The organism is Kitasatospora sp. NPDC001159 (assembly GCF_053598235.1).
Map to the genome: position 1 here is coordinate 1 of NZ_JBSFJV010000006.1, position 18,598 is coordinate 18,598.

Sequence of the window (18,598 nt, forward strand, 5' to 3'; positions counted from 1 at the left end):
ACCGCGCAGGGCACCGAGCTCGTGCTGCTGCCCTCCTTCGAGGCGCCGCAGACCGGGGACCGGTACTTCCTCGGCACCGACGAGGGCGGCGTCTCCCCGGTCCGCCGGACCGGGGCTCTCTCGCGCTTCAGCCTCACTTCACGAACGGGTCGATCGCGCAGACCACGAACAGCAGCGACAGGTAGGTGATCGACCAGTGGAACAGCCGCATCTCCTTCAGCTTGGCGCCCACGATCCCGGCCTTGGCCCGCCCGTACAGCGCGTGCGCCTCGCGCAGCCACGCCGCGCCGAGCACCACCGCCGCCACCGGGTACAGCCAGCTCATGTTCCCCAGCGGCCACACCGCCAGCGAGGTCGCCACCATCACCCAGGAGTAGACGACGACCTGCTTGCCCACCGCGACGTTGCCCTTGACCACCGGCAGCATCGGCACGCCCGCGCGCAGGTAGTCGTCGCGCACCTTCATCGACAGCACCCAGGTGTGCGGCGGGGTCCAGAAGAACACCACCAGGAACAGCGCGACCGCAGCCCAGGACACCGAGTCGGTGACCGAGGACCAGCCGATCAGCACCGGCATGCAGCCGGCGATGCCGCCCCAGACGATGTTCTGCGAGGTGCGCCGCTTGAGCCCCAGCGTGTAGACGAACACGTAGAACAACAGCGCGCCCAGCGCCAGCCCGGCGGAGAGCCAGTTGACACCGAAGCCCAGCAGCAGGGTGGAGATGACCGCGAGCGCGACGCCGAACACCAGCGCCTCACGCGGCGACACCATCCCGGTGACGATCGGCCGCCGCTCGGTACGGGACATCAGCGCGTCGATGTCCCGGTCGATGTACATGTTGAGGGCGTTGGCGCCGCCCGCCGAGAGGTAGCCGCCGACCACGACCTTCAGCACCAGCAGCATGTTCGGCACACCCTGCTGGGCCAGGAACATCACCGGCACGGTGCTCATCAGCAGCAGCTCGATGATCCGAGGCTTGGTCAGTGCGACGAAGGCGCCGACACGGGCCCCGATCGGCCGGTGATGCGCAGGCGTCGCCCCGGTGACCCCGGCGGGACGGGTTTCGACGGCGGTCACTAACACCCCAACTGAAGATGAATCCTCGCAGGCGTCCACAGGAACGAAGGGTCCCGAATCGTCCGCTCTGCGCGTACCACGCCACCATAGACGCTCCGTATATCCCATCCGGCTCCGGGGTCCCCCGGCGAGGCGGATGGCACACCTCGGAGTGAGCCGACTGGGTGAAGCCACGAACCGCTTCCGGCGAGCCCTCGCGGCCCGTGCCGACGACCTGGGCGACGCGGGGCAGCAAACCGGTTGAGCCTGGGACAAAATCGGTCAGAACGCCCTAGTGGGAATCACCATGCGGAAATCCCGGTTGTCTCGGCACGGAGGGTGAGCCCCGGGCCGGACGGTAGGCTCCCACGCAGAAGCGGGATCTACCCTCCGTGACCGGCACCACCCATAGTCGGGACCACAGCGCCGTGGCCGACCCGGTCCCCATTCACGGGGTCACTCTTCACAATGGAAGGAGCCCTGAGACAGGGTGAGCACTGCGCCGACGAACGCATTCGAGTGGACGGAACTGGACGAGCGCACGGTTGACACGGCGCGCGTCCTGGCCATGGACGCTGTCCAGAAGGTCGGCAACGGACACCCCGGGACGGCCATGTCGCTGGCCCCCGCGGCGTACCTGATCTTCCAGCGCTTCCTGCGCCACGACCCGACCGACCCGGCCTGGGCCGGCCGCGACCGCTTCGTCCTCTCCCCCGGGCACACCAGCCTGACCCTCTACACCCAGCTGTACCTCTCGGGTTACGGCCTGGAGCTGGACGACCTCAAGGCCTTCCGCGTGGGCGGCAGCCGCACCCCCGGCCACCCCGAGCACGGCCACACCGCCGGCGTCGAGACCACCACCGGCCCGCTCGGCCAGGGCATCGCCAACGCGGTCGGCATGGCGATGGCCGCCCGCTACGAGCGCGGCCTGTTCGACCCGGAGGCCCCGGCCGGCGAGTCCCCCTTCGACCACACCATCTGGGCCATCGTCTCCGACGGCGACCTGGAGGAGGGCATCTCCGCCGAGGCCTCCTCGCTGGCCGGCCACCAGAAGCTGGGCAACCTGGTCGCTCTGTACGACGACAACCACATCTCGATCGAGGGCGACACCGAGACCGCCTTCTCCGAGGACGTCCTCAAGCGCTACGAGGCCTACGGCTGGCACGTGCAGCGGGTGACCCCGAAGGCCAACGGCGACATCGACGTCGAGGCCCTCGCCGGGGCGCTGGCCGCCGCCAAGGCCGAGACCTCCCGCCCGTCGATCATCGCGATGCGCACCATCATCGCCTGGCCGGCCCCGAACGCCCAGGACACCGCCAAGGCGCACGGCTCCGCGCTCGGCGCCGAGGAGATCGCCGCCACCAAGAAGGTCCTGGGCTTCGACCCGGAGAAGACCTTCGAGGTCAGCGACCAGGTCATCGAGCACGCCCGCCTGGTCATCAAGCGCGGCAAGGCCGCCCGCGACCAGTGGCAGCAGTCCTTCGACGCCTGGCGCGCCGCCAACCCGCAGCGCGGCGCCGAGTTCGACCGCATCCAGGCCGGCGAGCTGCCCGAGGGCTGGAAGAAGGCCGTCCCCTCCTTCCCGGCCGGCAAGGACGTCGCCACCCGCAAGGCCTCCGGCGAGACCCTCAAGGCGCTCGGCGCGGTGATCCCGGAGCTGTGGGGCGGTTCGGCCGACCTCGCGGAGTCCAACCTCACCACCATCGACGAGGACAGCTCGTTCCTCCCCGAGGGCAACCCGCTGAAGTCCGCCAGCCCGTACGGCCGGACGATCCACTTCGGCATCCGCGAGCACGCCATGGGCTCGACCATGAACGGCATCGCGCTGCACGGCAAGACCCGCGTCTACGGCGGCACCTTCCTGGTCTTCGCCGACTACATGCGCCCGGCCGTCCGCCTGGCCGCGCTGATGAAGCTGCCGGTCACCTACGTCTGGACGCACGACTCGATCGGTCTCGGCGAGGACGGCCCGACCCACCAGCCGGTCGAGCACATGGCCTCGCTGCGCGCCATCCCGGGCCTGGCCATGGTCCGCCCGGCCGACGCCAACGAGACCGCCGTCGCCTGGCGCACCGTCATCGAGCGCCAGACCACCCACCCCGGCCCGGTCGGCCTGGCGCTCACCCGCCAGAACGTCCCGACCTTCGACCGCGAGGTCTACGCCTCCGCCGAGGGCACCGCGAAGGGCGGCTACATCCTGGCCGAGGCCTCCAACGGCGACCCGCAGGTGATCCTGCTGGGCACCGGCTCCGAGGTCCAGCTGGCCGTCCAGGCCCGCGAGGTCCTGGAGGCCGAGGGCATCGCCACCCGCGTGGTCTCGGTCCCGTCCTTCGAGTGGTTCCAGGAGCAGGACCAGGCCTACCGTGACAGCGTGCTGCCGCCGTCCGTCAAGGCCCGCGTCTCGGTCGAGGCCGGCATCGCCCAGGGCTGGCGCGAGCTGGTCGGCGACCACGGCCGGATCGTCTCGCTGGAGCACTTCGGTGCCTCCGCCGACTACAAGGTGCTGTTCGAGGAGTTCGGCCTGACCGCCGAGCGCGTGGTGGCCGAGGCCCACAACGCCCTGCGCTCCCTCGAAGCCGTCAACCGCTAGCGCGCTCACCCGCACGAGCGCCTGGCAGCGAGTGCGGAACAGCAGCCGGGCCCGAGACCCGCACGTCGACGGCCCGGCCCCTCTGACTACCCCACGAAGCAGAAGAAGACGAAGGACTGAAGCACCATGACTGACGCACTGAAGCGCCTCAGCGACGAAGGCGTTGCGATCTGGCTGGACGACCTCAGCCGCAAGCGGCTGAACTCCGGCAACCTGGCCGAGCTGGTGCAGAACAAGCACGTGGTGGGCGTCACCACCAACCCGACCATCTTCCAGAAGGCCATCGCCGGCAGCGGCGACACCTCGTACGACGGCCAGCTGCGCGACCTCGCGGTCCGCAAGGTCACCACCGACGAGGCGATCCGCATGATCACCACCTCGGACGTGCGCGACGCCGCCGACGTGCTGCGCCCGGTCTACGACGCCTCCAACGGCCGCGACGGCCGGGTCTCCATCGAGGTCGACCCGCGCCTGGCGCACGAGACCGCCCCCACCGTGGCCGAGGCCAAGCAGCTGTGGTGGCTGGTCGACCGCCCGAACGTCTTCATCAAGATCCCCGCCACCAAGGCCGGCCTGCCCGCCATCAGCGAGGTCATCGGTCTGGGCATCAGCGTCAACGTCACGCTGATCTTCTCCCTGGACCGCTACAAGGCCGTCATGAACGCCTACCTGACCGGCCTGGAGGCCGCCAAGGCCAAGGGCCTGGACCTCTCCCAGATCGAGTCGGTCGCGTCCTTCTTCGTGTCCCGCGTGGACACCGAGATCGACAAGCGCCTGGACAAGATCGGCGGCGACGCCAGGAACCTGCGCTCCAAGGCCGCCCTGGCCAACGCCCGCCTCGCCTACCAGGCGTACGAGGAGGTCTTCGGCTCGGTCGACGGCAAGACCGACGGCAGCGCCCGCTGGAAGGCCTTGGAGGCCGCCGGTGCCAAGCCGCAGCGCCCGCTCTGGGCCTCCACCGGCGTCAAGGACCCGGCCCTGCCGGACACCCTGTACGTCACCGAGCTGGTCGCCCCCGGCACCGTGAACACGATGCCCGAGGCCACCCTGGACGCCACCGGCGACCACGGCGTCGTCACCGGCAACACCATCGTCCCGAACTACGCCGACGCCAAGGCCGTCCTGGACGCCATCGCGGCCGCCGGCGTGGACTACGACGACGTGGTCCAGGTCCTGGAGGACGAGGGCGTGGAGAAGTTCGAGCAGTCCTGGAAGGAACTGCTCGACACCGTCACCGCCTCGCTCGCGTCCTTCGCCGACCAGAAGTGACCCCTGCTCACAGCCAGCGCACGAAAGCGGAGCCCATCAAGTGAGCACTGATTTCCCTGAGTTGACTCCGGAATCGGACGCGGACGACCTCCCGCCCGCCCCCGTCAACCCGCTTCGTGACCCCTCCGACCGGCGGCTCCCGCGCATCGCGGGGCCGTCCGGCCTGGTCATCTTCGGGGTCACCGGCGACCTGTCCCGCAAGAAGCTGATGCCGGCCATCTACGACCTGGCCAACCGCGGTCTGCTGCCGCCGGGCTTCTCCCTGGTCGGCTTCGCCCGCCGCGAGTGGGAGGACGAGGACTTCGCCAAGGAGGTCCACGACGCGGTCAAGGACCACGCCCGGACCCCGTTCCGGGAGGAGGTCTGGCAGCAACTCGCCAAGGGCATGCGCTTCGTCCAGGGCACCTTCGACGACGACGACGCCTTCGACAAGCTCCGTCAGACCATCGAGGAGCTGGACAAGGCCCAGGGCACCGGCGGCAACTTCGCCTTCTACCTGTCCGTCCCGCCGAAGTTCTTCCCCACCGTCGTCCAGCAGCTCAAGAAGCACGGCCTGGCCGACCCGCCGCAGGGCTCCTGGCGCCGAGCCGTCATCGAGAAGCCCTTCGGCCACGACCTGGAGAGCGCCCAGGAACTCAACAAGGTCGTCCACGAGGTCTTCCCCCGGGACGAGGTCTTCCGGATCGACCACTACCTGGGCAAGGAGACGGTCCAGAACATCCTGGCGCTGCGCTTCGCCAACCAGATGTTCGAGCCGATCTGGAACCGGTCGTACGTCGACCACGTGCAGATCACCATGGCCGAGGACATCGGCATCGGCGGCCGGGCCGGCTACTACGACGGCATCGGCGCCGCCCGTGACGTCATCCAGAACCACCTGCTGCAGCTGATGGCGCTCACCGCCATCGAGGAGCCGGCGTCCTTCCACCCGAAGGCGCTGGTGGCCGAGAAGCTCAAGGTGCTCAGCGCCGTCCGGCTCCCGGCCGACCTCGGCAAGCACACCGTGCGCGCCCAGTACGCCCCCGGCTGGCAGGGCGGCGAGGAGGTCGTCGGCTACCTGGACGAGGACGGCATCAACCCCGACTCCAAGACCGACACCTACGCGGCCATCAAGCTGGAGATCAACAACCGCCGCTGGGCGGGCGTCCCGTTCTACCTGCGCACCGGCAAGCGGCTGGGCCGCCGGGTCACCGAGATCGCGGTGGTCTTCCAGCGCGCCCCGTACCTGCCGTTCGACTCCTACGCGACCGAGGAGCTGGGGCAGAACGCCCTGGTCATCCGGGTCCAGCCGGACGAGGGCGTGACGGTGCGGTTCGGCTCCAAGGTGCCGGGCACCTCCTTCGAGGTCCGGGACGTGACGATGGACTTCGCCTACGGCGAGTCCTTCACCGAGTCCAGCCCGGAGGCGTACGAGCGGCTCATCCTCGACGTACTGCTCGGCGAGTCGAACCTGTTCCCGCGCCACCAGGAGGTCGAGCTCTCCTGGCAGATCCTCGACCCGATCGAGAGGTACTGGGACACCCACGGCAAGCCCGCCCAGTACGCGGCGGGGACCTGGGGCCCCGCCGAGGCGGACGAGATGCTCGCACGAGACGGCAGGAGCTGGCGCCGGCCATGAAGATCGACCTCACCAACACGACGTCCAGCAAGATCAACGCCGCGCTCATGGCGGCGCGCCGGACCAGCGGCTCCACCGCCGCCGGCATGGTGCTCACCCTGGTGATCGTGACCGACGAGGGCAGCGCCTACGACGCCCTCAAGGCCGCCTACGACGCCTCCCGCGAGCACCCGATGCGCACCCTCGCGGTGATCAAGCGCGCCGGGCGCTCGCCCCGGGCGCGCGCCGAGACCCGCCTGGACGCCGAGATCCTGGTCGGCTCGGACGCCGGCTCCGGCGAGACGGTCATCCTGCGCATGCACGGCGAACTCGTCGCGCACGCCCAGTCGGTGGTCCTGCCGCTGCTGCTGCCGGACGCCCCGACCGTCGTCTGGTGGCCGGACAACGCGCCGCTGCACCCGGCGCAGGACCCGCTGGGCTCGCTCGCCCAGCGCCGGATCACCGACGCGGTCACCGCCGAGTCCCCGGTCGGCCAGCTCGCCCAGCGGGCCGAGAGCTACACCCCGGGCGACACCGACCTGGCCTGGACCCGGATCACCGGCTGGCGCTCGATGCTGGCCGCCGCGCTGGACCAGCGGCCGTCCCGGATCACCTCTGCGGCGGTCGAGGGCGAGTCCTACAACCCCAGCGTCGAGCTGCTCGGTCTCTGGCTGACCAACCGGCTGCACGTGCCGGTCGAGCGGGTCGTCACCGGCGGCCCGGGCATCACCGCGGTGCACCTGCGCACCAAGGACGGGGACATCACCCTGGACCGCCCGGACGGCCTGATGGGCACGCTCTCCATGCCCGGCTCGCCGGACCGCCAGGTGGCGCTCAAGCGGCGCGAGACCTCGGAGCTGATCGCCGAGGAGCTGCGCCGGCTGGACCCGGACGACATCTACGCGACGGCCGTGCGAACGCCCGTCGAGCGGCTGCGCGAGCCGGCGGGCGCCGAGCAGGCGGCGGCCGAGCAGGCCGCCCGGGCCGTCACCGACGCCGCAGTGGCCAACCCCTCCCGGGTGACCGCCGACGGTGCGGAGAATGCCGTGAAGAAGGCCCCGGGCAAGCGCGCCGCCAAGGGGAGCGCATGACCGCCACGCCCCCGCAGCTGGTCGTCCACCGGGACAAGGAGCTGATGGCCCAGGCGGCCGCGGCCCGGCTGATCACCCGGATCGTGGACGCCCAGGCCGCCCGCGGCACCGCCTCGGTGGTACTCACCGGCGGTCGCAACGGCAACGCCCTGCTGGCCGCGATCGCCGCCTCCCCGGCGCGCGACGCGGTCGACTGGGGCCGGCTGGACCTGTGGTGGGGCGACGAGCGCTTCGTGTCCGCCGCCGACCCGGACCGCAACGCCGTCCAGGCCCGCGCCGAGCTGCTGGACGCCGTCCCGCTCGACCCGGCGCGGGTGCACGAGATGCCCGCCTCGGACGGGGTGGACGGCTCGGACGTGGAGTCGGCCGCCGCACGCTACGCGGAGGAGCTGGCGAAGGCCGCCGGGCCGGGCGACCGGCTCGGCGTCCCGGCCTTCGACGTGCTGCTGCTCGGCGTCGGCCCGGACACCCACGTCGCCTCGCTCTTCCCGGAACACCCGGGTGTGCGGGAGACCGAGCTGACCGTGGTCGGCGTGCGCGGGGCCCCCAAGCCCCCGCCGACCCGGATCTCGCTCACCCTCCCGGCGATCCGGGCGGCCCGCGAGGTCTGGCTGCTGGCCGCCGGTGAGGACAAGGCGGGCGCGGTCGCGCTGGCCCTGTCCGGCCCCGGCGAGCTCCAGGCGCCCGCCTCCGGAGCGCGCGGCCGCAGCCGCACCCTGTGGCTGCTGGACCGCGCCGCCGCGGAGCGGATCCCGCCGCAGCTGTACCCGCCGGCCTCGGCGTAGCAGCCGCGAACGCCGAAGGGCGCCACCGTCACTCGACGGTGGCGCCCTTTCTGCCTGTCTGGCGCTCGGCTCGCCTCCGGGGCGCTTCCGACCCGATGCCGACGGTCGGCGCTCCGGCGCTCGTACCTCGCTGGTCGCTTCTCCCTTTCGGCACCGGCGCGCCCCTTCGGCTCGCTCCCGCGGGTCAGATCTCGCCGCGCAGCTTGGCCAGCGCCTCGGCGAGGATCGCCTCGCCGTCGGCGTCGGTGCGCCGCTCACGGACGTAGGCGAGGTGGGTCTTGTACGGCTCGTTGCGCGAGGGCGCCGGCGGGTTGTGCTCGTCCTGCCCGGCCGGGAAGCCGCAGCGCGGGCAGTCCCAGGTGTCCGGGATGACGGCCTCGGCGGCGAAGCTGGGCCGGGTCTCGTGCTTGTTGGCGCACCAGAAGGAGATCCGGCTGCGCGGGGCGGACTCGCCGCGCTCCGCCTCCCCCATCGGGCCGGCCCCGACCCTGCTGCCACGGATGGCGTTGCCACTTGCCACGGTCTGACTCCCTGCGTGCTGGTGCGCCGCCCCGCCGCGGTGCGCGTCGGTGGCGAAAGTCGTCCTAGTGTAAGCAGGACTTAAGCATCCGCCACCATCGCCTCCGCCCCGACCTTCCCAGGATAGGCGCTCGGGCGACGGGGCGTCAGGGTTGTGTCAGCTCTGGTACTTGAGGACCAGGCCCAGCACGATGATGCAGGCGAACCACCCGAGGCCGACCACGATGGTGATGCGGTCCAGGTTGCGCTCGGCCACCGCCGAACCGCCGCCGGTCGACATCGCGCCACCGCCGAACATGTCCGACAGGCCGCCGCCCTTCCCCTTGTGCAGCAGCACCAGCAGGACCATCAACAGACTGAAGATGATCAGGGCAATCGAGAACCCGAGAACCACGACGGGACCAACTCTCTCGTATCTTCGGCGAAGGGGCCGGGCCGCGTACGGCGGTCCGGCCCCAAAGCCTACGTTGCTGCGGCGGCGTTAGCCTACTGCCTGCTCACGGTAGCGCACGATCTTGACGAACTCGTCGGCGTCCAGCGAGGCACCGCCGATCAGGCCGCCGTCGATGTCGGGCTTGGCCATCAGACCGGCCGCGCTCGACGACTTCACCGAACCGCCGTACAGCACGCGGACCTTGTCGGCCAGCTCGGCGTCGTACAGCTCGGCGATCCGCTTGCGGATGGCGGCACAGACCTCCTGCGCGTCCTCCGGAGTGGCCACCTCGCCGGTGCCGATCGCCCAGACCGGCTCGTACGCGACCACGATGGACTCGGCCTGGTGGGCCGGAATGCCCTCCAGCGCGCCGTCCAGCTGGGCCAGGGTGTACTCGACGTGGGTGCCGGCCTTGCGGATGTCCAGCGGCTCGCCGATGCACAGGATCGGGGTGACCCCGGCCCGGTAGGCGGCCTTCACCTTGGCGTTGACGATCTCCTCGTTCTCGCCGTGGTACTGGCGGCGCTCCGAGTGGCCGATCACCGCGTAGGTGCACTGGAGCTTGGCCAGCATCGGGCCGGAGACCTCGCCGGTGTAGGCGCCGCCGTCGTGCTGCGAGATGTCCTGCGAGCCGTACTTGATCTTCAGCTTGTCGCCGAAGACCAGGGTCTGCACCGAGCGCAGGTCGGTGAACGGCACCAGGACGGCGACCTCGACGGCCTCGTAGTCCTTGTCGGCCAGCGCGAACGCCAGCTTCTGGGTGTGCTGGATGGCCTCAAGGTGGTTGAGGTTCATCTTCCAGTTGCCCGCCATCAGCGGGAGACGGTCGGTCATGTGGTTTCAGTCCTCCAGAGCGGCGAGACCGGGGAGGGTCTTGCCCTCCAGGTACTCAAGGCTCGCGCCGCCGCCGGTCGAGATGTGTCCGAACGCGTTCTCGTCGAAGCCCAGGGTGCGGACGGCCGCGGCGGAGTCGCCGCCGCCGACCACGGTGAACGCGCTGCTGTCGATCAGGGCCTGCGCGACGGCCTTGGTGCCGTTCGCGTAGTCCGGGTGCTCGAAGACGCCCATCGGGCCGTTCCAGAACACGGTGCCGGCGTCGGCCAGCTTCGCCGCGTACAGCTCGCGGGTCTTCGGGCCGATGTCCAGGCCCTCCTTGTCGGCCGGGATCGCGTCCGCGGCGACGGTGTCCGGGTTGGCCGGGGTCTTGCCCTTGAGGTCCGGGAACTCGGCGGAGACCAGGACGTCCACGGGCAGGACGAACTCGACGCCGCGCTTCTCGGCCTCGGCCAGGTACTCCAGGCACTTCGGCTTCTGGTCCGCCTGCAGCAGCGAGATGCCGACCTCGTGGCCCTTGGCCGCGAGGAAGGTGTACGCCATGCCGCCGCCGATCAGGATCCGGTCGGCCTTCTTCAGTAGGTTGTCGATCACACCGAGCTTGTCCGAGACCTTGGCCCCGCCGAGCACGACCACGTAGGGGCGCGCGACGTCCTCGGTGAGCTTCTTCAGCACACCGACCTCGGTGGCGATCAGGTCGCCGGCCGCGTGCGGCAGGAGCTTGGGCAGGTCGTAGACCGAGGCGTGCTTGCGGTGCACGGCGCCGAAGCCGTCACCCACGTACAGGTCGGCCAGGACGGCCAGCTGCTCGGCGAAGGCCTTGCGCTCGGCGTCGTCCTTGCTGGTCTCACCGGCGTTGAAGCGCAGGTTCTCCAGCAGCGCGACCTCGCCGTCGGCCAGCGCGGCCACGGTGGCCGCGGCGCTCTCGCCCACGGTGTCGGTGGCGAACGCGACGCTCTTGCCGAGGATCTCGCCGAGACGCTTGGCCGCCGGGGCGAGCGAGAACTTCGGGTCCGGCTCGCCCTTGGGGCGGCCGAGGTGGGAGGCGACGACGACCTTGGCACCGCGCTCAAGGAGCTTGGCGATGGTCGGCGCGACGGCGCGGATCCGGCCGTCGTCGGTGATGGTCTCGCCGTCCAGCGGGACGTTCAGGTCGGCGCGCACGAAGACGCGCTTGCCGGCGACGTCCAGGTCTTCGATGGTCTTCACTGGTTCTTCGGTCTCCCGGGGAGATGGTTGATGCGCAGAGGCGGCACGGCGCAGGGGCCGCCTGAGAAGTCCTTGTACGCAGAGCGAGGGCCCGGTCGGCTCCGTTTCGCCGTCCGGGCCCTCGCCCCTACATCACGTCAGCTCCCACTGCGTCAGAGCTGTCCACCGACGAGGGCGACCAGGTCGACGACGCGGTTCGAGTAACCCCACTCGTTGTCGTACCAGCCGAGCACCTTGACCTGGTTGCCCTGGACCATGGTCAGGCTGGAGTCGAAGATGCAGGAGGCCGGGTCGTTGACGATGTCCGAGGAGACGATCGGGTCCTCGGTGTAGGCCAGGATGCCCTTGAGCGGGCCCTCCTGCGCGGCCTTCTGGAAGGCCGCGTTGACCTCGTCCTTGGTGACCTCACGCTCCAGGGTGACGACCAGGTCCGTGATGGAGCCGGTCGGGACCGGGACGCGCAGCGAGGTGCCGTCCAGCTTGCCCTTCAGCTCCGGCAGGACCAGGGCGGTCGCCTTGGCGGCACCGGTCGAGGTCGGGATGATGTTCTGCGACGCGGCGCGGGCGCGGCGCAGGTCCTTGTGCGGGAAGTCCAGGGTCACCTGGTCGTTGGTGAACGCGTGGACGGTGGTCATCAGACCCTTGACGATGCCGAAGTTCTCGTTCAGCACCTTGGCCATCGGCGCCACGCAGTTGGTGGTGCAGGAGGCGTTGGAGATGATGTCGTGCTTGGCGGCGTCGTACTTGTCGTCGTTCACACCCAGGACGATGGTGACGTCCTCGTCGGTGGCGGGCGCCGAGATGATGACCTTCTTCGCGCCGGCGGCGAGGTGCTTCTTCGCGGCCTCGGCCTTGGTGAAGATGCCGGTGGACTCGACGACGATGTCGGCGCCCAGCTCGGCCCACGGCAGGTTGGCGGGGTCACGCTCGGCGGTCACCTTGAAGGTGTGGCCGTCGACGGTGATGCTGTCCTCGGTGTGCGAGACCGCGCCGGGGAAGGTGCCCAGGGTGGTGTCGTACTTGAGCAGGTGAGCCAGGGTCTTCGTGTCGGTGAGGTCGTTGACACCGACGATCTCGATGTCAGCGCCCTGGGCCTTGACCGCGCGGAAGAAGTTGCGGCCGATGCGGCCGAAGCCGTTGATGCCTACCCGGATCGTCACGAACCGATCTCCTCGTTAGGTACGCCGGCGTGAAGCCGACGGGGATGAGATTTGGGAAGTCCCCGACCGCCTATGACCCTACCCCTCCCAGCGCTGGGAGGGCACATCGCGCCACCTCGTGAGACTTGGCGTGGCGCACCGTAAACCCGATTTCAGGCCGTCCGACCATGGCCCGGCGGGCAGTTGATCCCAGGCCAGTGGTCTCTACCAATTTCGGACTTCCGGGCCGGCCCGGAAACGACCGCGGCCGGTGTCCGTCATCCGGACACCGGCCGCTGTGATTCGCCCACTCGCCTCCGAGTCGAAGGGGCGGGAGCGCTCACGGAGCGTGATCGTCAGTTGAGCGCCATCTCGTCGGTCAGATTGGCCTCGGTGCTCGGCAGGCCGAGCTCGGCGGCGCGCTTGTCGGCCATCGCCAGCAGTCGGCGGATCCGGCCGGCCACCGCGTCCTTGGTCAACGGCGGGTCGGCGAGCGCGCCCAGCTCCTCCAGCGAGGCCTGCTTGTGCTGCATCCGCAGCTGGCCGGCCGCGGCCAGGTGCTCGGGCACCTCCTCGCCGAGGATCTCCAGCGCGCGCTGCACCCGGGCGCCGGCCGCGACCGCGGCGCGGGCCGAGCGGCGCAGGTTGGCGTCGTCGAAGTTGGCCAGGCGGTTGGCGGTGGCCCGGACCTCGCGCCGCATCCGGCGCTCCTCCCAGGCGAGCACCGACTCGTGCGCGCCGAGGCGAGTCAGCAGCGCGCCGATCGCGTCGCCGTCGCGGATCACCACCCGGTCCACGCCGCGCACCTCGCGGGCCTTGGCCGGGATGCCGAGCCTGCGCGCCGCGCCGACCAGGGCGAGGGCGGCCTCGGAGCCGGGGCAGGTGATCTCCAGCGAGGAGGAGCGGCCCGGCTCGGTGAGCGAGCCGTGCGCCAGGAAGGCTCCGCGCCAGGCCGCCTCGGCATCGCAGGTGGCACCGGAGACGACCGCCGGGGGCAGACCCCGGATCGGGCGCCCGCGCCCGTCCACGAGGCCGGTCTGGCGCGCGAGCAGCTCGCCGTCCTTGACCACCCGGACGACGAAGCGGCTGCCGCGCCGCAGTCCGCCCGGGGCCATGACCACGAGGTCGGAGGAGTGCCCGAAGATCTCCAGGAGGTCCTTGCGCAGCCGGCGCGCCGCCGCCCCGGTGTCGAGCTCCGCCTCGATCACGATGCGGCCGCTCACGATGTGCAGTCCGCCCGCGAACCGCAGGATCGCCGACACCTCCGCCTTGCGACAGCAGGCCCGGGTGACCGGGAGCCGGCTGATCTCGTCCTTCACCGCTGGAGTCATCGCCATGGCCCGATCCTTCCATGTGTCCGGAAAATCCGGTCGTACGCGGCCGCCAACAGCTCCGGGTCGTGTCGCGGGGTGCCGTCGGTGCGGGCCACCGTGCCGAGCACCAGAGCGGCACCCATCCGTTCGGCGGCCTTCTCCAGACCGGCCAGGTCCGCCTGGCCGAAGGCGCCACCCGTGACGGCACGCTCGTCCACCAGGATCGCATCCACGGCGAGCTGCGGAGCGTGGTCGGCGATGACCTCCAGGTGACGCTGTGGGGTGAAGCCCTCGGTCTCCCCGGGCTGCGGGGCCAGGTTGAGGGTGAGCAGACGGCGGGCGCGGGTCTCGGTCAGTGCCTTGGCCAGCTCGGGCACCAGCAGGTGCGGCAGCACGCTGGTGAACCAGGAGCCGGGGCCGAGCACCACCCAGTCCGCCTCCCGGACCGCCGTGACCGCCTCCGGGACGGCCGGCGGCTCGTCCGGCAGCAGCCGGATCGACTGCACGGTGCCGGGGGTGACCGCCACGCTGGCCTGGCCGCGCACGGCCGTGACCTCGGCCGGGCGGGCCGGGTCGTGGCCGCGCACGCTCGCCTCGATGTCCAGCGGCACCGCCGACATCGGCAGCACCCGGCCCTGGACGTTCAGCAGCCGGCCGACCCAGTCCAGCGCCGCCACCGGGTCGCCGAGCTTCTCCCAGAGCGCGACGATCAGGAGGTTGCCGACCGCGTGCCCGCCCAGCTCACCGTTGCCGGTGAAACGCTGCTGGATCACTTCGGACCAGGTGCGGCCCCAGTCGTCGTCCCCGCACAGCGCGGCCAGCGCCTTGCGCAGGTCTCCCGGCGGCAGCACGCCCAGTTCCTCGCGCAGCCGGCCGCTGGAGCCGCCGTCGTCGGCGACGGTGACCACGGCGGTGAGGTCGCTGGTGAGCCGGCGCAACGCGGACAGCGAGGCGGACAGGCCCTGGCCGCCGCCGAGCGCGGTGATCCGGGGAGCCGGGTTGGCCCGGGCGGGACTGCTGCGCGGACGGCCCGGCGTCGGGCTGCCCGCCCGTTCGCCGGCCCTGCTCTGCGGCTGTCGCCCGGGCACGTATCCCGCCACACTCACCTCGCGTTCCTCGGCCCCGCCACCGGCTCCGCCGGGGGGCCGGCAGGGAAGGCGGCGGTTACTCCCGTCCCATGTCACGGTGGACGAGCACCGTCTCGACTCCGTCGGCGATGAGACGCTTGGTCAGACGCTCGGACATGGCGACGCTGCGGTGCTTGCCACCGGTGCAGCCTACGGCAAGCGTCATGTAGCGCTTCCCCTCCCGCCGGTAGCCCTCGGTAACGATCCGGAGCAGCTCGGCGTAACCGTTCAGGAACTCGTTGGCACCGGGCTGCTGGAACACGTAGTCGGCGACGTCCGCGTCGGTGCCGGTACGGGCCCGAAGCTCGGGCACCCAGTGCGGGTTGGGCAGGAAGCGGCAGTCCACCACGAGGTCGGCGTCGACCGGCAGGCCGTACTTGAAACCGAAGGACATCACGGTGGCGCGCAGCTCGGGCTCGTCGTGGTCGGCGAACTGGGCGTCCAGCTTGGCGCGCAGCTGGTGCACGTTGAGGTTGGAGGTGTCGATCACCAGGTCGGCCTCGCCGCGCAGGTCGCGCAGCAGGTCGCGTTCCCGGGCGATGCCGTCCACGATCCGGCCGTCGGCCTGCAGCGGGTGCGGGCGGCGCACGCTCTCGAAGCGGCGCACCAGGGCCTCGTCGGAGGAGTCGAGGAAGACCACCCGGAGGCGGACGCCGCGCTTCTCCAGCTCGTCCAGCGAGGTGAGCAGGTCGTCGAAGAACTGGCGGCCGCGGACGTCCACGACCACGCCGATCCGGGCGACGTTGCCCTGGGAGCGGGCGCCCAGGTCGACCATGGTGGGGATCAGGGCCGGCGGGAGGTTGTCCACCACGAACCAGCCGAGGTCCTCCAGGCACTTCGCGGCGGTGGAGCGGCCGGCTCCGGACATGCCGGAGATGATCACCAGCTCCGGCGCGTTCTCGGCCACGTCTGACACGGTCACTTCGGTTCCCCGCTCTCGGTCTTTCTGCTGGGGAGAACGCGCACGGCACGGCCGCCCTTCCCCGTCCCGGACAGGCGGGCGGAGTCGGGGCGCGCCGACAGACGGGCGGCGTCGGCCGTCATGGCGTCTCCTGGGATGGTGCGGTCTGGGGTGCTGCGGCCACCGGCTCGGCGGCCTGGTCGGCCCCGTCCTCGATGATCTCGCCGGTCGCGGTGTTGACCGCGGGAGCGGCGGGTGTACGGGACGACAACGCTGCCGCAACGGTCTCCGCGGTGCGGCGTCCGATACCGGGTACCGCGCAGAGTTCGTCGACGGTGGCCGCCCGGAGCTTCTTCAGCGAGCCGAAGTGCTTGAGCAGCGCCTGGCGGCGAGTCTCGCCGAGGCCCGGGACGGAGTCCAGTTCCCCGGCGGTGAGTCGCTTGGACCGCTTGTTGCGCTGATAGCTGATCGCGAAGCGGTGGGCCTCGTCGCGGACCCGCTGGAGCAGGTAGAGGCCCTCGCTGGAGCGCGGCAGCACGACCGGGTCGTCCTCGCCCGGCAGCCACACCTCCTCCAGGCGCTTGGCCAGGCCGCACAGCGCGACGTCGTCGATGCCGAGCTCGTCCAGGGCCCGCTTGGCCGCGGCGACCTGCGGCTGGCCACCGTCTACCACCAGCAGCTGCGGCGGGTAGGCGAAGCGCTTGGGGCGGCCCTCCTCGTCCCGGGCGGCGGTGCCACTGCCAAGCTCGGAGGTGGCGGGCTGGTCCTCCTCGGGGACGGCCCACTCGCCGGTCTGCTCGCGCTCCTGGAGGTAGCGGCGGAAGCGGCGGCCGATCACCTCGTGCATCGAGCGGACGTCGTCCTGGCCCTCGAAGCCCTTGATCTGGAAGCGCCGGTACTCGCTCTTGCGGGCCAGGCCGTCCTCGAAGACGACCATCGAGGCGACCACGTCCTCGCCCTGGAGGTGGGAGATGTCGTAGCACTCGATGCGCAGCGGGACGGAGTCCAGCTCCAGCGCGTCGGCGATCTCCTGCAGGGCGCGGCTGCGGGTGGTCAGGTCGGAGGCGCGCTTGGTCTTGTGCAGCGCCAGCGCCTGCTGGGCGTTGCGCTGCACGGTGGCCATCAGGTCCCTCTTGTCGCCGCGCTGCGGGATGCGCAGGTCGACCTGACTGCCGCGCAGGTCGCTCAGCCACTCCTTTATCGGGGCGGCCGGTTCGGGCAGGGCGGGGACCAGCACCTCGCGCGGGACCGACTCACTGCGTTCATCCGCAGTGGCACCGCCGTAGAGCTGCTGGAGGGCGTGCTCGACCAGGCCGGCGGTGTCGACGTCCTCGACCTTGTCGGTGACCCAGCCGCGCTGGCCGCGCACCCGGCCGCCGCGGACGTGGAAGATCTGCACGGCGGCCTCGAGTTCGTCCTCGGCGAGGGCCAGCAGGTCGGCGTCGGTGGCGTCGGCGAGCACGATGGCGTTCTTCTCCATCGCGCGCTTGAGGGCGCCGATGTCGTCCCGCAGCCGGGCCGCCTTCTCGTACTCCATCTCGGTGGCCGCCTCCTGCATCTGCTCTTCCAGCCGGCCCAGGTAGTTGCCGGTGCGCCCGGCCATGAAGTCGCAGAAGTCCTCGGCCAGCGCCCGGTGTTCGTCCGCCGAGACCTTGCCGACGCAGGGCGCGGCGCACTTGCCGATGTAGCCCAGCAGGCAGGGGCGGCCGACCTGTCGGGCGCGCTTGAACACGCCGTTGGAGCAGGTGCGGACGGGGAAGACGCGCAGCAGCAGGTCGACCGTCTCGCGGATCGCCCAGGCGTGCCCGTACGGGCCGAAGTAGCGCACGCCCTTCTTGTGCGCCCCGCGCATCACCTGGACCCGCGGGTACTCCTCGTTGAGGGTGACGGCGAGTTCCGGATAGCTCTTGTCATCGCGGTACTTGACGTTGAACCGCGGGTCGAACTCCTTGATCCAGGAGTACTCCAGCTGGAGCGCCTCGACCTCGGTGCCGACCACGGTCCACTCCACCGAGGCGGCGGTGGTGACCATGGTCGCGGTGCGCGGGTGCAGGCCGGCCAGGTCCTGGAAGTAGGACGACAGGCGCGGCCGCAGGCTCTTGGCCTTGCCGACGTAGATGACCCGGCCGTGGGCGTCGCGGAACTTGTAGACGCCCGGGGAGGTCGGGATCGCGCCCGGCGCCGGGCGGTAGGTGCTCGGGTCAGCCATGAGTCCACCGTACCGAGTGCGGTCGGGGCCGTGGGGACAAGATCAATCGAGAGGAGCTCAACTGCTTCAGCTCGGGGTGACCTTGAGGTTCCCGCCCTCGACCGTGACGGTGTAGGCGGGCAGCGGGCTGGGGGCCGGGCCGTCCTGCACCGCGCCGTCGGCAATGCCGAACCGGCTGCCGTGGCAGGGGCACTGGATCTGCTCCTTCTTGACCTGGTCCACGATGCAGCCGGCGTGGGTGCACTTGGCGCTGAAGGCCTTGTACTGGCCGGCGGTCGGCTGGGTGACCACGATCTTCTGCTCGCGGAAGACCTTGCCGCCGCCCTCCGGGATCGCCGAGGCCGGGCCGAGGTCCACCGGGCCCTTGGGTGCGCTGCTGGAGTCGGAGGAGCCGGAGGAGGAACTGCAGCCGGTGACCGCCACGGTGCCGCCGACCGCCAGGGCGGCCGCGGCCCCGCAGAGCAGGGTGCGACGGGAGGTGGCGGTGCTGGTCTCGGGGGCCTCGGACATCGGTGCGCTCCTGGC

General features: G+C 71.1%; 16 protein-coding genes. 5 read left to right on the plus strand and 11 right to left on the minus strand.

The genetic code is table 11. From position 1 onward, the window contains the following. Positions 1-133: 133 nt before the first annotated feature. The gene (locus ACWC9T_RS05000; protein WP_449819651.1) at positions 134-1,084 is read right to left on the minus strand and encodes a heme o synthase; all 951 of its coding nucleotides are present in this window, start codon (positions 1,082-1,084) and stop codon (positions 134-136) included. A gap of 463 nt (positions 1,085-1,547) precedes the next feature. Between ACWC9T_RS05000 and tkt the strand changes: the two genes are divergently transcribed. From tkt to pgl, 5 genes are all read left to right on the plus strand, one after another. Then, complete coding sequence (gene tkt / locus ACWC9T_RS05005) at positions 1,548-3,647, plus strand: transketolase (protein ID WP_449819652.1); 2,100 nt, start codon at positions 1,548-1,550, stop codon at positions 3,645-3,647. Between the two features lie 126 nt (positions 3,648-3,773). After that, on the plus strand, positions 3,774-4,916 hold the full coding sequence (gene tal / locus ACWC9T_RS05010) for a transaldolase (RefSeq protein WP_449819653.1): 1,143 nt from the start codon (positions 3,774-3,776) through the stop codon (positions 4,914-4,916). A 61-nt stretch (positions 4,917-4,977) separates the two neighbouring features. Then, positions 4,978-6,534 (plus strand): glucose-6-phosphate dehydrogenase, encoded by a 1,557-nt coding sequence (gene zwf, locus ACWC9T_RS05015; RefSeq protein ID WP_449819777.1) that lies wholly within the window; start codon positions 4,978-4,980, stop codon positions 6,532-6,534. Then, positions 6,531-7,604 carry a glucose-6-phosphate dehydrogenase assembly protein OpcA gene (gene opcA, locus ACWC9T_RS05020; RefSeq protein WP_449819654.1) on the plus strand — a complete coding sequence of 358 codons (1,074 nt, stop codon included), beginning with the start codon at positions 6,531-6,533 and terminating at the stop codon, positions 7,602-7,604. The genes zwf and opcA overlap by 4 nt, the downstream gene beginning before the upstream one ends. Continuing rightward, complete coding sequence (pgl, locus tag ACWC9T_RS05025; protein WP_449819655.1) at positions 7,601-8,389, plus strand: 6-phosphogluconolactonase; 789 nt, start codon at positions 7,601-7,603, stop codon at positions 8,387-8,389. Before opcA ends, pgl begins: the two co-directional genes overlap by 4 nt. A gap of 184 nt (positions 8,390-8,573) precedes the next feature. Here the strand turns inward: pgl and ACWC9T_RS05030 are convergent, their stop codons facing one another. The 10 genes from ACWC9T_RS05030 to ACWC9T_RS05075 all read right to left on the minus strand — a co-directional run bounded on the left by ACWC9T_RS05030 (position 8,574) and on the right by ACWC9T_RS05075 (position 18,583). Next, the gene (locus tag ACWC9T_RS05030; RefSeq protein ID WP_030288292.1) at positions 8,574-8,861 is read right to left on the minus strand and encodes an RNA polymerase-binding protein RbpA; all 288 of its coding nucleotides are present in this window, start codon (positions 8,859-8,861) and stop codon (positions 8,574-8,576) included. 204 nt (positions 8,862-9,065) lie between these two features. Further along, complete coding sequence (secG, locus tag ACWC9T_RS05035) at positions 9,066-9,302, minus strand: preprotein translocase subunit SecG (protein WP_393026151.1); 237 nt, start codon at positions 9,300-9,302, stop codon at positions 9,066-9,068. A gap of 87 nt (positions 9,303-9,389) precedes the next feature. Further along, positions 9,390-10,175, minus strand: a complete 786-nt coding sequence (gene tpiA / locus ACWC9T_RS05040; protein WP_449819656.1) for a triose-phosphate isomerase — start codon at positions 10,173-10,175, stop codon at positions 9,390-9,392. 6 nt (positions 10,176-10,181) lie between these two features. Then, positions 10,182-11,384 (minus strand): phosphoglycerate kinase, encoded by a 1,203-nt coding sequence (locus ACWC9T_RS05045; protein ID WP_449819657.1) that lies wholly within the window; start codon positions 11,382-11,384, stop codon positions 10,182-10,184. A 152-nt stretch (positions 11,385-11,536) separates the two neighbouring features. Further along, positions 11,537-12,544 (minus strand): type I glyceraldehyde-3-phosphate dehydrogenase, encoded by a 1,008-nt coding sequence (gene gap, locus ACWC9T_RS05050; protein ID WP_449819658.1) that lies wholly within the window; start codon positions 12,542-12,544, stop codon positions 11,537-11,539. 335 nt (positions 12,545-12,879) lie between these two features. Further along, positions 12,880-13,860 carry a DNA-binding protein WhiA gene (gene whiA / locus ACWC9T_RS05055; RefSeq protein ID WP_188308910.1) on the minus strand — a complete coding sequence of 327 codons (981 nt, stop codon included), beginning with the start codon at positions 13,858-13,860 and terminating at the stop codon, positions 12,880-12,882. Then, positions 13,851-14,936 carry a gluconeogenesis factor YvcK family protein gene (locus ACWC9T_RS05060; RefSeq protein WP_449819778.1) on the minus strand — a complete coding sequence of 362 codons (1,086 nt, stop codon included), beginning with the start codon at positions 14,934-14,936 and terminating at the stop codon, positions 13,851-13,853. Before ACWC9T_RS05060 ends, whiA begins: the two co-directional genes overlap by 10 nt. A gap of 64 nt (positions 14,937-15,000) precedes the next feature. Further along, the gene (rapZ, locus tag ACWC9T_RS05065) at positions 15,001-15,885 is read right to left on the minus strand and encodes an RNase adapter RapZ (protein ID WP_449819659.1); all 885 of its coding nucleotides are present in this window, start codon (positions 15,883-15,885) and stop codon (positions 15,001-15,003) included. Positions 15,886-16,003: 118 nt separating this feature from the next. After that, on the minus strand, positions 16,004-18,073 hold the full coding sequence (uvrC, locus tag ACWC9T_RS05070; protein ID WP_449819660.1) for an excinuclease ABC subunit UvrC: 2,070 nt from the start codon (positions 18,071-18,073) through the stop codon (positions 16,004-16,006). A 66-nt stretch (positions 18,074-18,139) separates the two neighbouring features. Continuing rightward, the gene (locus ACWC9T_RS05075) at positions 18,140-18,583 is read right to left on the minus strand and encodes a Rieske (2Fe-2S) protein (protein ID WP_449819661.1); all 444 of its coding nucleotides are present in this window, start codon (positions 18,581-18,583) and stop codon (positions 18,140-18,142) included. Positions 18,584-18,598 lie beyond the last annotated feature (15 nt).

Excerpts from the sequence above, each read along its gene's own strand:
- ACWC9T_RS05030 (WP_030288292.1), bottom strand. The coding sequence starts at position 8,861 with ATGGGGGAGGCGGAGCGCGGCGAGTCCGCCCCGCGCAGCCGGATCTCC.
- tpiA (WP_449819656.1), bottom strand. The coding sequence starts at position 10,175 with ATGACCGACCGTCTCCCGCTGATGGCGGGCAACTGGAAGATGAACCTC.
- pgl (WP_449819655.1), top strand. The coding sequence starts at position 7,601 with ATGACCGCCACGCCCCCGCAGCTGGTCGTCCACCGGGACAAGGAGCTG.
- tal (WP_449819653.1), top strand. The coding sequence starts at position 3,774 with ATGACTGACGCACTGAAGCGCCTCAGCGACGAAGGCGTTGCGATCTGG.
- ACWC9T_RS05075 (WP_449819661.1), bottom strand. The coding sequence starts at position 18,583 with ATGTCCGAGGCCCCCGAGACCAGCACCGCCACCTCCCGTCGCACCCTG.
- opcA (WP_449819654.1), top strand. The coding sequence starts at position 6,531 with ATGAAGATCGACCTCACCAACACGACGTCCAGCAAGATCAACGCCGCG.
- uvrC (WP_449819660.1), bottom strand. The coding sequence starts at position 18,073 with ATGGCTGACCCGAGCACCTACCGCCCGGCGCCGGGCGCGATCCCGACC.
- whiA (WP_188308910.1), bottom strand. The coding sequence starts at position 13,860 with ATGGCGATGACTCCAGCGGTGAAGGACGAGATCAGCCGGCTCCCGGTC.